Source organism: Streptomyces sp. NPDC058964, from assembly GCF_042741275.1.
Lineage (GTDB): Bacteria > Actinomycetota > Actinomycetes > Streptomycetales > Streptomycetaceae > Streptomyces.
The window spans coordinates 1-11,020 of the sequence record NZ_JBHYKH010000303.1 but is presented as its reverse complement, the minus strand read 5'-3'; the positions used below and the strand labels follow the sequence as shown (position 1 = coordinate 11,020).

Sequence of the window (11,020 nt, the reverse complement as noted above, 5' to 3'; positions counted from 1 at the left end):
TGCGTTTCCGACTCTATCAGATCTTTTCTCGACCCGATTTCCTCGGTGCTTTCCAGGTTTCCGCTCTCGCGTTTCCCTTTCCGGCGGTTCCGACTTTATCAGAAGTTTTTGGCCGGTCGAACCAGCCGTTCGTTTCTGAATAATCGGGGGAGCTTCTCGGAATTGTGACTCCACGAGAAGCAGATAGATTCTCACCGCTGCCCCTGGGACTGTCCAGCCCTCTAGGCAACTGTTTGAATCTACCTCCCCACTCGCTCCGTGTCAACGGTCCTTGTGGGGCGAAGAGGAGACTAGCAGCTCAAGAGGCGTGCACGCACATCAGGCGGCCGTCGGGAGCGTGTCGCTGCGTTCGGCGGCTGCCAGGTCACCCGTGTCACCGGCGCGTGCGGCACGGCCGCCCAGGACGTAGACGTAGGCGAGGAAGGCCAGTTCAGCGACGACTCCGATGCCTATTCGAGCCCAGGTGGGCAGTCCCGACGGGGTGACGAAGCCTTCGACGGCTCCGGAGACGAAGAGGACCAGGGCGAGGCCTATCGCCATGCCCACCGCGGCGCGGCCCTCTTCCGCCAGGGCGGTGCGGCGCGTGCGGGGACCCGGGTCGATGACGGTCCAGCCGAGACGCAGTCCCGTACCGGCCGCGACGAAGACCGCCGTCAGTTCGAGCAGGCCATGCGGGAGGACCAGGCCCAGGAAGGTGTCGAGCCGGCCGGCCGACGACATGAGGCCGAAGCCGACCCCCAGGTTCAGCATGTTCTCGAAGAGTATCCAGAGGACCGGAAGGCCCAGGAAGATGCCCAGGACCAGGCACATCGCGGCTGCCTGGGCATTGTTCGTCCACACCTGGGCCGCGAAGGAGGCCGCCGGGTGGCTGGAGTAGTACGTCTCGTACTCGCCGCCCGGACGGGTGAGCTCGCGCAGCTGGTTCGGAGCCGCGATCGACGACTGCACCTCCGGGTGTGTCCCGATCCACCAGCCCAGGAGGACCGCGATGACGGTGGACACCAGCGCGGTGGGGACCCACCAGTGGCGCGATCGGTAGACCGCGGCGGGAAAGCCCTGTCCCAGGAAACGCGTGACATCGCGCCAGGAGGCACGGCGAGCGCCTGTCACCGCGCTACGCGCGCGTGCCACGAGCTGACTGAGCCGTCCTGTCAGCTGTGGGTCGGGGGCGCTGGACTGGATCAGCGAGAGATGGGTGGCGGTGCGCTGGTACAGGGCGACGAGTTCGTCGGCCTCCGCACCGGTGAGGCGTCGCTGGCGACGGAGCAGGGCGTCGAGGCGGTCCCACTCGGCTCGGTGGGCGGAGACGAAGACGTCCAGGTCCATCGGGTCTGCCTGCTCCTCGGCTGCTCTTCGGCCTCTGTTGCGGCTGTCAGCTTGTCGTACTGGGGCGCGATGCGCCCTCAGCTTGGCAGACTTGCGGTTCTCGGGGCAGACCAGGGGAAGGACGGCGGGCGTGAGTGAGCTGGTGACGGGCGAGGCGGTGGCGCTCGAGTTGCGCCCCGCGAGGCTGCCCAGCAGGGCAATGGCGGTATTGCTCGACCTGATCGTGGCAATGGCCGTGTACATCCTCGCGGCCGTGGTGCTGGTGGCGTCGACGGCGTCCTTGGACGACGCGGCACAGATCGCACTGTCGATCGCGACGTTCCTGCTGGTGCTGGTGGGCGGGCCCATCGCCGTGGAGACGCTCAGTCACGGTCGTTCGCTGGGGAAGCTGGCGTGCGGGTTGCGTGTGGTGCGTGACGACGGCGGGCCCATCCGCTTCCGGCACGCCCTGGTGCGGGGTGCGATAGGCGTCGTCGAAATCCTGCTGACCTTCGGGGTGGTCGCCTGCATCGCGTCGCTCGTGTCGGCGCGCGGCCGGCGGCTCGGGGACGTGTTCGCGGGGACGCTGGTCGTACGGGAGCGGGTGCCCGTAGGACAGGCGGGTTTCGTTCCTCCACCACCGCCCTGGCTGGTGGGGCGCTTTTCGGAGCTCGACCTGTCGGCCGTCCCGGACGGCCTGTGGCTCGCCGTCCGTCAGTACCTGACGCGTATGCAGCAACTTGATCCGCAGGTCTCCTGGACCATGGCGGAGCGGCTCGCGTCCGACCTGGCGGATCGGACGGGTGCTCCGGTGCCGCAGGGCGTTCCGTCGGCGGCGTACCTGGCGGCTGTGGTGAACGAGCGGCAGGCCCGCGAGGCCCGGCGGGCATTCGCCGGCGGCCCGGCCATGGGTGGCGTGACTGTCCCTGGAGGTGGAGCGGCCGCGAATGGCGCACCTGCCGGATTCCCGCCCCCGGCCGTCGGAGTTCCCGGTGGTTACGCTCCTCCGTCTCCGCCGCTCCCTGCGGCATCTCAGCCGGACGCGTCGACGACTCGGCCCGTGTTCCCTGCGGACGTACCGTCTGCCGACCGTCCGAGCACTGGATTCGTCCCGCCGGTGTAGCTCGCGCCGAGTGGTTGCGAAGCCCGTCGATCTCGTCGGATCCCGTCAGCCGAACACCGACGGGGGCGACTGCAGGTCCTCCAGCTCGATGCCGGGCGCTGCCAGGACGACGTCTCCCGCGATGTGCACGGTGTGCCGCTCGCCGGTGTCCAAGGCTGTGACCTGGTATTCGTCCACGGTCAGGGGGCCGTTGTCAGTGGCGTGTGTTTCGCTGTTCAGCAGGGCCCAGGACTGGTCGACGGTGCGTGGCGCGAGGACCGGATCCGTGAAGGCCACGAGGCGTACACGGGTGGCGGCCGAGGAAGGGGTGAGGCGCAGGAGACGGGCGGTGGCGACGAGGAACGCGGGGGACGTGCCGGTGAAGGCGTGGGCGCGCACATTGCCTTCGGTGGCATGCGTGCCGGTGGGGTCGGTCCGGACCCAGGTGACGCCGTCGAGGGCGGCGCCGCGCACCTGCCAACCTCCCGCGTGCAGCTCGAGGCGGATGGGGCGGCCGAGATCGTCGAGGGCGAGGTCGACGGAACCGCCGTGATCGCCCGAGGGAGTCATCAGCTGGGAGACGTAGCGCCAGCCGGACGGACCGGGGGCGCACTGGAAGTGCTCTTCGGCGAGGGGGGTGTGATCGTGCGGATCGTGGAGCGAATAACGGCCGCGGGGCATGGGGGTCCTGGGTCTTGACGGGCTGGTGGTCCGGTCACCTCGACGGGCCGCTTCGGCCGCGGTGACGGCCGGCCAAAGGGGCAGGCCCCCGGCACGGGGGTGCGGGGGCCTGCCTCTCAGGACCTGTCACCGGGGGAGCGCGTCAGTGCACGGACGTGCTCCCCGGAGAGACGGGACTGCGGACTCAGTAGCGGTAGTGGTCGGGCTTGTACGGGCCCTCGGCCTGCACGCCGATGTACGCGGCCTGCTCCGGGCGCAGCACCGTCAGCTTGACGCCGAGGGAGTCGAGGTGGAGGCGGGCGACCTTCTCGTCGAGGTGCTTGGGCAGCGTGTAGACACCGGTCGGGTACTCGGACTGCTTGGTGAACAGCTCGATCTGGGCCAGGGTCTGGTCCGCGAAGGAGTTGGACATCACGAACGAGGGGTGGCCGGTGGCGTTGCCCAGGTTCAGCAGGCGGCCCTCGGACAGCACGATGATCTTCTTGCCGTCCGGGAAGGTCCAGGTGTGGACCTGCGGCTTGACCTCGTCCTTGACGATGCCGGGCACCTTGGCCAGACCGGCCATGTCGATCTCGTTGTCGAAGTGACCGATGTTGCCCACGATCGCCTGGTGCTTCATCTTGACCATGTCGGCGGCCATGATGATGTCCTTGTTACCGGTCGTGGTGACGAAGATGTCGGCCTTGTCGATCACCTCGTCCAGCGTGGTGACCTGGTAACCGTCCATCGCCGCCTGCAGCGCGCAGATCGGGTCGATCTCGGTGACGATCACCCGGGCGCCCTGGCCGCGCAGCGACTCCGCACAGCCCTTGCCCACGTCGCCGTAGCCGCACACGACCGCGGTCTTGCCGCCGATCAGGACGTCGGTGGCCCGGTTGATGCCGTCGACCAGCGAGTGCCGGCAGCCGTACTTGTTGTCGAACTTCGACTTCGTCACCGCGTCGTTGACGTTGATCGCCGGGAACAGCAGGACACCGTCGCGCTGCATCTCGTACAGGCGGTGCACACCCGTCGTGGTCTCCTCGGTGACACCACGGATCTCGGAGGCCAGCTGGGTCCACTTCTGGGGGTTCTCACCCAGGGTGCGGTGGAGCAGCTGGAGGATGACGCGGTGCTCGTCGGACTCGGCGGTCTCCAGGGCGGGGACCTTGCCGTCCTTCTCGTACTCGACGCCCTGGTGGACGAGGAGGGTGGCGTCACCGCCGTCGTCCAGGATCATGTTCGGGCCGCCGGTGGGACTGTCCGGCCAGGTCAGCGCCTGCTCCGTGCACCACCAGTACTCCTCCAGGGTCTCGCCCTTCCAGGCGAAGACCGGGACGCCCTGCGGGTTGTCGGGCGTGCCGTTCGGGCCGACGGCGATGGCGGCCGCGGCGTGGTCCTGGGTGGAGAAGATGTTGCAGGAGGCCCAGCGGACCCGCGCGCCCAGGGCGACCAGGGTCTCGATGAGCACGGCGGTCTGCACGGTCATGTGCAGGGAGCCGGTGACACGGGCGCCGGCGAGAGGCTGCGCCTCGGCGTATTCCTTGCGGATCGCCATCAGGCCCGGCATCTCGTGCTCGGCGAGGGTGATCTCCTTGCGGCCGAACTCGGCCAGGGAGAGGTCGGCGACCTTGAAGTCCTGTCGGCTGTCGACAGTCGTCATTGCGAGCTGCTCCTCGGGATTGGGTCGAGGTGGGTACGGCTGGTCTGCGCGGCGGCGGACACAGGGGTGCCCGAAAGAGGACACAGGCATGCCCGCGTGCGCGCAGCGCAGTCCGTCGGAGGCCCTCTCTCCCTCGGTCGGTCCACTGCGGGACCGCCCGACCGCCATCAGCAGCGACGTCTGGCTCCGTCCCAAGCTACACCGGAGGACCCGGACGTCCCCAGTCCGTCCTCGGTCACACCGCGTTGATCGCGGGGTGCGGACGGGGCGCGGACCGCGGACCGGCGTATGCGGGGGCGGGCCCGCACAGGAGCGTTCACACGAGAGCGCTATCCTCCGCGCCGCGGATGTGCCGCACGGGAGGGATGCGATGACGGGCAAGGGGCGTGGACTCAGGATCGCGGCGGTCGTGGTGGGGCTGCTGGGGGTGGTGTTGCTGTCCGGCGCCTTCGCCTACGCGCGGACGGCGTACGGGACGTCGACCGTGTCGAGCAGCAGCATGTCCCCGGCGTACGAACCGGGTGACCGGATCTTCTGGGAGCGGGTCGACGGGGACCAGATCCGGCGCGGTGACGTCGTGGTGTTCTCGTCGCCCGAGAGGTACCACTTCAGCGGGGTGGTGATGCAGCGGGTCATCGGTGTGGGCGGCGACCGGGTGGCCTGCTGCACCAAGGCGGGGTCTCAGGAGCGGGTGACCGTGAACGGGAAGCCGATCGAGGAGCCGTATGTGAGCGGCGGCGACGCCGACGGTGTGCACCGGCCGTACGACGTGAAGGTCCCTCGGGGGCGGCTGTTCCTGCTGGGTGACCACCGGTCGAATGCGATGGACTCGCGCTTCTTCACCTCGGATCACGACGGGACGGTGTCCGTGTCCGCGGTCCGGGGGCGGGTGACGGAAGACCGTACCGGCATCGCCCTGTTCGGAACGGCCGTGATCCTCGGGGGTGTGCTCGTCCTGATCGGCGTCGGCCTGGGGATCGGGGCGTGGGCGGTGCGGCGGAGGGCGACTCGGGTGCCGCCCGCGCCGCCCTGGCCCACCCAACCGGTCTGACGCGAAGGGAGCGAAAGAGAGCGAAAGAGGGTGCAGACGGCCGCAACGGCGACGGTGACGACAGCCCACGGGGCCCGCCGAACGATCGGCGGGCCCCCTGGTCGTGGTGGAACTCAGTGGCCGGCCGGGTGCGGCGTCGGACCGCCCGGGGTCGCCTCCGGGTCCGGGCCCTTGGCGGCCTCGGCCTCGCTGTAGATGTCGGGTTCGAGGTAGATCACGCGGGCGATCGGGACGGCGGCGCGGATGCGGGCCTCGGCGGCGTCGATCGCCTTGGCGACCTCGGCGGCCGTGTCGTCGTGCTGGACCGCGATCTTGGCGGCGACCAGCAGTTCCTCGGGGCCGAGGTGCAGCGTGCGCATGTGGATGACGCCGGTGACCGTGTCGCCGTCGACCATCGCGGCCTCGATCTTCTTGACCTCCTCGATGCCGGCGGCCTCGCCGAGCAGCAGCGACTTGGTCTCGGCGGCGAGGACGAGGGCGATGAGGACGAGCAGGACGCCGATGCAGACGGTGCCGATGCCGTCCCAGACGCCGTTGCCGGTGAGCAGTGCCAGGCCGACGCCGCCGAGGGCGAGGACCAGACCGATCAGCGCGCCGAAGTCCTCCAGGAGGACGACCGGCAGCTCGGGGGCCTTGGCGCGGCGGATGAACTGCGACCAGGACAGCTTGCCGCGCAGTTCGTTGGACTCCTTGATGGCCGTCTTGAAGGAGAAGCCCTCGGCGATGATCGCGAAGACGAGGACGCCCACCGGCCAGTACCAGTTCTCGATCTCGTGCGGGTGCTTGATCTTCTCGATGCCCTCGTAGATGGCGAACATGCCGCCGACCGAGAACAGGACGATGGAGACCAGGAAGGCGTAGATGTAGCGCTCGCGGCCGTACCCGAAGGGGTGCTGGGGGGTGGCCTCACGCTGGGCCTTCTTGCCGCCGATGAGGAGCAGGAACTGGTTGCCGGAGTCGGCGAGCGAGTGCACGCCCTCGGCGAGCATCGACGACGAGCCGCTGAACGCGAACGCAACGAACTTCGATGCCGCGATCGCGAGGTTGGCGCCGAGTGCCGCCACGATCGCCCTGGTGCCGCCTGACGCGCTCATGTGTCCGCGTTGTCCCTTCGCCTTCGTCCGTCTACGCCGCCGGCGGGCCCTGCCCACGGCCTTTGCCCGTCCTTTGCCGGTGGGTCATTCTTGCAGCCCTGCCGGACGGCGGCGCTTCAGGCTTCCACAAGCGCGGTCAGACCATCACACTCGCCCGGAAGAGTGTTCCGGCCCCGGACGCCTCGGCCTTCTCGTCGGCAGCGACGAAGACGGACCGGCCGGGGGCCAGCCGATGCTCGCCGACCCGCACGTGTCCGGCCGTGCAGAGCAGGATCTGCGCGGTCGGGAGGGTGAGGTCGTGGGCGGCGCCGCCCTCGGGGAGGACGTAGCGGGACAGCCGGAACTCGTCGACGGGGGTCTCGTAGACCTCCTCGCCGTCGGGGGACGCCTCGGGGCGCAGGACGGCGGCGTCGTTCGGCTCGAAGCGGACGATGCGCAGGAGCTCGGGGACGTCCACGTGTTTGGGGGTCAGGCCGCAGCGCAGGACGTTGTCGGAGTTGGCCATGATCTCGACGCCGAGACCGCTCAGGTAGGCGTGCGGGATGCCGGCACCGAGGTAGAGGGCCTCGCCGGGCTGGAGACGGACGTGGTTGAGCAGCATCGCGGCGATGACGCCCGGGTCCCCCGGGTAGTGGTGGGCGAGGTCGGCGTAGGGCGCGTAGTCGCCGCCCAGGCGGGTGCAGGCGGCGGTGGCCTGGGCGACCGTGTGCGCCATCTCCTCGGGGTCGGCGGTGAGGACCGCGGTGAGCACTTCGCGCAGGGCCGCGTCCTCCGGGTGCGCGCGCAGGAGGTCGACGTACGGCTTGAGGGAGCCGACGCCGAGGCCGTCGAGCAGCTCGGCGGTCCGCAGCGGGTCGCGGAAACCGCACAGGCCGTCGAACTCGGTGAGGGCGCAGATCAGTTCGGGCTTGTGGTTGGCGTCCTTGTAGTTGCGGTGCGGAGCGTCCATCGGAACGCCCCTGCGTTCCTCGTCTGCGTACCCCGCGCCGGCCTGCTCCAGGTCGGGGTGCACCTGCAGGGAGAGCGGGGCCCCGGCCGCGAGGATCTTGAGCAGGAAGGGCAGACGGGGGCCGAACTTCGCCACCGTGGCCTTCCCGAGTTCCTTCTCCGGGTCCGCGTCGATCACCTCGGCGAGCGTGCCGCGCACGGTCCGCGAGGGTGCGCCCGGGTGCGCGCCCATCCACATCTCCGCCTGCGGTTCACCGGTCGGCTCGACGCCGAGGAGCTGCGGGATGGCGGTGGGCGAACCCCAGGCGTAGGGGCGGACGGTGTTCTCGAGGCGATCCATCGACTTCTCTGCTTCTCTGCTTCCGGAGCGTCGCGCGCACGGCGGTCAGGTTGTCGGGGTCAAGATCAGGCCCTTGATGCGAGCGCCAGGTAAACGGCGGCGAAATCCGTGATGGCGATCAGTTCCGCGAGGCTCTCGATCTCGTCGCCGGGTTCGGGTTCCAGCTCGCTGATCGGTGTGTCGTGGCTGAGGGCCAGATCGCGGGCGGCCGGGGCGGCGGTGAGGCCGCCGCTCGGGCGGTCGCGGAGCAGCACCACGCGCGCGTGCAGCGCGGGCGGCTCCTCCACGCGGTCCCGGAAGAAGTCGTCGGGGTCGGCGTCACCGGCCAGCGGGCCGGCGAGCAGTGTGCTGTGCGCGGCGAGCGCCTCGGGCAGTTCCTCGACGAGGGCGGGGCGTCCGGCGAGTTCGGCGAGGGCGGCGGAGAAGCGGCGGCCCGCGGGTCCGGCCGAGACGCCCTCCGTCCAGATCACCGGGAGCGTGTCGGCGAGTTCGGCGGCCAGGCTCTTGGCGGGGTTGCTGTAGGTCACGATGGCCGGGCCGCAGCGCTCGGCGATCTGGTCGAGCCGGTCGGCGACCTTCTCCAGCGCCTCGGGCGGCGCGTTGAGCAGGCCGATGCGGTCGAGGAGCGCGAGCAGCGGGGTGAGCAGGGCCCACAGGACACCCGGGGAGGAGGCGGCGAGGGGCTCCTCGTGGTCGTACGGGGCGGTCGCCATCGGTACGAACATGCCGTGGGCGCCCGTCACCGCTTCCTGGAGCGGGGTCCGGGCGGGGGCGACGGCGGCGACCGAGCAGCCGCGCCGGTAGGACTGTTCGGCGAGCAGGGAGAGGCTGGGTTCGGTGCCGTCGGGGGTGGCGATCAGGAGCAGGTCCACGGAGCCGGCCCAGCCCGGGAGCTCCCAGCGCAGGGCGCCGGCCGCGGGGGCGACTCCGGTTGGGGCCAGACGGGTGACGGGGCTGCCGGCGCCGGCGAGCGTGCCCAGCAGGTCGGCGGCGTGGGTGGCCGCGGCGCCGGGGCCGGCGATCAGGACGGCGCGGGGGCGTCCGTCCGGCTTGAGCTCGTTGACACCGGCCTCGGTGGCGTGCCGGGCCGCGGTGCGGACGCGGGCGCCTGCCTCGGCGGCGCCGCGCAGAAGACCTCGGTGGTCGGCCTCGGCGAGGCCCTCCGGGTTGTCGAGGAGCGATTCGTCGAGCATGGGCCGAAGCCTCCGATCGCCGGGGGTCCTTGAGGGTGGCTCGTCTGTGTGTGGCCGGCGCGCATGCGCCCGAGCGCGTGGCCGTGGTTGTCGCCGTGGGCCCGCACCGCGGCGGGCCCTCGTCGTCACGCCGGGCGGCGGGCCTCGTCCACGAGGAGGACCGGGATGCCGTCACGGACGGGGTACGCCAGGCCGCAGTCCTGACCGGTGCAGATCAGCTCGGTGTCCTGCTCCTGAAGGGGTGCGTGGCAGGCCGGGCAGGCGAGGATCTCCAGGAGGCCGGCTTCGAGCGGCATGGGACGTCCCTTCGGGGCAGGTGCGGGCGTGCACTGATGTGCCTGGTCAGCGTACCGCCGTAAGGGGCGCGGTGGGGTGAGTCGGAGATCGGCGGCGGGGCGGGCGGAGGGTCTCTGCGCCCCTCCGCCGTCCGTGTCCCGGCCGGTGTCGCGGCCCTGTCGGAGTCAGCCCCTGATGATCGCGAGGGCCTCGTCCCGCACCTTGGTCATCGTGGCCTCGTCGCGGGCCTCGGCGTTCAGGCGCAGGAGGGGCTCCGTGTTGGAGGGGCGGACGTTGAACCACCAGTCGGCGGCGGAGACGGTGAGGCCGTCGAGGTCGTCGAGGGTGATGTCGTCGCGGCCCTCGTAGGCCGCGCGGATCGCGGCGATGCGGGAGGCCTGGTCGTCGACCGTGGAGTTGATCTCGCCGGAGCCGACGTAGCGGTCGTACTGGGCGACCAGCGCGGACAGGGGTCCGTCCTGGCCGCCGAGGGCGGCGAGGACGTGCAGGGCCGCGAGCATGCCCGTGTCGGCGTTCCAGAAGTCCTTGAAGTAGTAGTGGGCGGAGTGCTCACCCCCGAAGATCGCGCCCGTCCTGGCCATCTCGGCCTTGATGAAGGAGTGGCCGACGCGGGTGCGCGCCGGTGCGCCGCCGTTCTCCCGGACCACCTCGGGGACCGACCAGGAGGTGATCAGGTTGTGGATGATCGTGCCCTCGCCGCCGTTCTTGGCCAGTTCGCGCGCGGCCACCAGGGCGGTGATCGCCGACGGGGAGACGGGGTCGCCCTGCTCGTCGACGACGAAACAGCGGTCGGCGTCGCCGTCGAAGGCGATGCCGAGGTCGGCGCCCTCCTCAGGGACGCGCTTCTGCAGGTCGACGATGTTGGCGGGGTCGAGGGGGTTGGCCTCGTGGTTCGGGAACGTGCCGTCCAGTTCGAAGTACATCGGCACGAGGGTCAGGGGCAGGCCGGCGAAGACCGTGGGGACCGTGTGGCCGCCCATGCCGTTGCCCGCGTCGACGACGACCTTCAGGGGGCGTACGGAGGTCAGGTCGACCAGGGAGCGGAGGTAGGCCGCGTAGTCGGCGAGGGTGTCGCGGCGGGTGACCGTGCCGGGGCGCGCGGCCGGCTCGGGGGCGCCGGTCTCGCTCCACCGCTCCACGAGCGCGCGGATCTCCGCGAGGCCCGTGTCCTGGCCGACGGGAGCCGCGCCCGCGCGGCACAGTTTGATGCCGTTGTACCTCGCCGGGTTGTGCGAGGCCGTGAACATGGCGCCCGGCAGGTTCAGCGCGCCGGACGCGTAGTAGAGCTGGTCGGTGGAGCACAGGCCGATCTCCGTGACGTCGGCGCCACGGGCCGCCGCGCCGCGCGCGAAGGCGCCGGACAGGCC

10 protein-coding genes are annotated in these 11,020 nt (G+C 70.8%); 2 read left to right on the top strand and 8 right to left on the bottom strand.

Annotated features, from left to right (window positions below; translation table 11 throughout):
- Window positions 1–318: 318 nt before the first annotated feature.
- A complete protein-coding gene (locus tag ACFW2E_RS30130) occupies window positions 319–1,326 on the bottom strand; it encodes a stage II sporulation protein M (RefSeq protein ID WP_384470232.1) in 1,008 nt (335 codons plus the stop codon).
- Window positions 1,327–1,456: 130 nt separating this feature from the next.
- Between ACFW2E_RS30130 and ACFW2E_RS30125 the strand changes: the two genes are divergently transcribed.
- A complete protein-coding gene (locus ACFW2E_RS30125) occupies window positions 1,457–2,428 on the top strand; it encodes an RDD family protein (RefSeq protein ID WP_384470231.1) in 972 nt (323 codons plus the stop codon).
- 45 nt (window positions 2,429–2,473) lie between these two features.
- Here the strand turns inward: ACFW2E_RS30125 and ACFW2E_RS30120 are convergent, their stop codons facing one another.
- Both ACFW2E_RS30120 and ahcY read right to left on the bottom strand, forming a co-directional pair.
- A complete protein-coding gene (locus tag ACFW2E_RS30120) occupies window positions 2,474–3,088 on the bottom strand; it encodes a hypothetical protein (RefSeq protein WP_384470230.1) in 615 nt (204 codons plus the stop codon).
- A gap of 184 nt (window positions 3,089–3,272) precedes the next feature.
- Window positions 3,273–4,730: an adenosylhomocysteinase gene (gene ahcY / locus ACFW2E_RS30115; RefSeq protein WP_384470229.1), complete on the bottom strand. Its 1,458-nt coding sequence runs from the start codon at window positions 4,728–4,730 to the stop codon at window positions 3,273–3,275.
- Between the two features lie 370 nt (window positions 4,731–5,100).
- On the opposite strand from ahcY, the gene lepB reads away from it, so the two are divergent.
- Entirely contained in the window at window positions 5,101–5,781 is a 681-nt protein-coding gene (gene lepB, locus ACFW2E_RS30110; RefSeq protein WP_384470228.1) for a signal peptidase I, read from the top strand.
- Window positions 5,782–5,894: 113 nt separating this feature from the next.
- Here the strand turns inward: lepB and ACFW2E_RS30105 are convergent, their stop codons facing one another.
- The 5 genes from ACFW2E_RS30105 to ACFW2E_RS30085 all read right to left on the bottom strand — a co-directional run.
- Window positions 5,895–6,875 carry a cation diffusion facilitator family transporter gene (locus ACFW2E_RS30105; RefSeq protein WP_384470227.1) on the bottom strand — a complete coding sequence of 327 codons (981 nt, stop codon included), beginning with the start codon at window positions 6,873–6,875 and terminating at the stop codon, window positions 5,895–5,897.
- 136 nt (window positions 6,876–7,011) lie between these two features.
- The gene (manA, locus tag ACFW2E_RS30100) at window positions 7,012–8,163 is read right to left on the bottom strand and encodes a mannose-6-phosphate isomerase, class I (RefSeq protein ID WP_384470226.1); all 1,152 of its coding nucleotides are present in this window, start codon (window positions 8,161–8,163) and stop codon (window positions 7,012–7,014) included.
- A 65-nt stretch (window positions 8,164–8,228) separates the two neighbouring features.
- Window positions 8,229–9,356: an SIS domain-containing protein gene (locus ACFW2E_RS30095; protein ID WP_384470225.1), complete on the bottom strand. Its 1,128-nt coding sequence runs from the start codon at window positions 9,354–9,356 to the stop codon at window positions 8,229–8,231.
- A gap of 125 nt (window positions 9,357–9,481) precedes the next feature.
- Window positions 9,482–9,652 carry a Trm112 family protein gene (locus ACFW2E_RS30090; protein ID WP_316748785.1) on the bottom strand — a complete coding sequence of 57 codons (171 nt, stop codon included), beginning with the start codon at window positions 9,650–9,652 and terminating at the stop codon, window positions 9,482–9,484.
- A gap of 165 nt (window positions 9,653–9,817) precedes the next feature.
- On the bottom strand, window positions 9,818–11,020 hold a 1,203-nt coding region (locus tag ACFW2E_RS30085), incomplete at its 5' end, for a phosphomannomutase/phosphoglucomutase (RefSeq protein WP_384470224.1).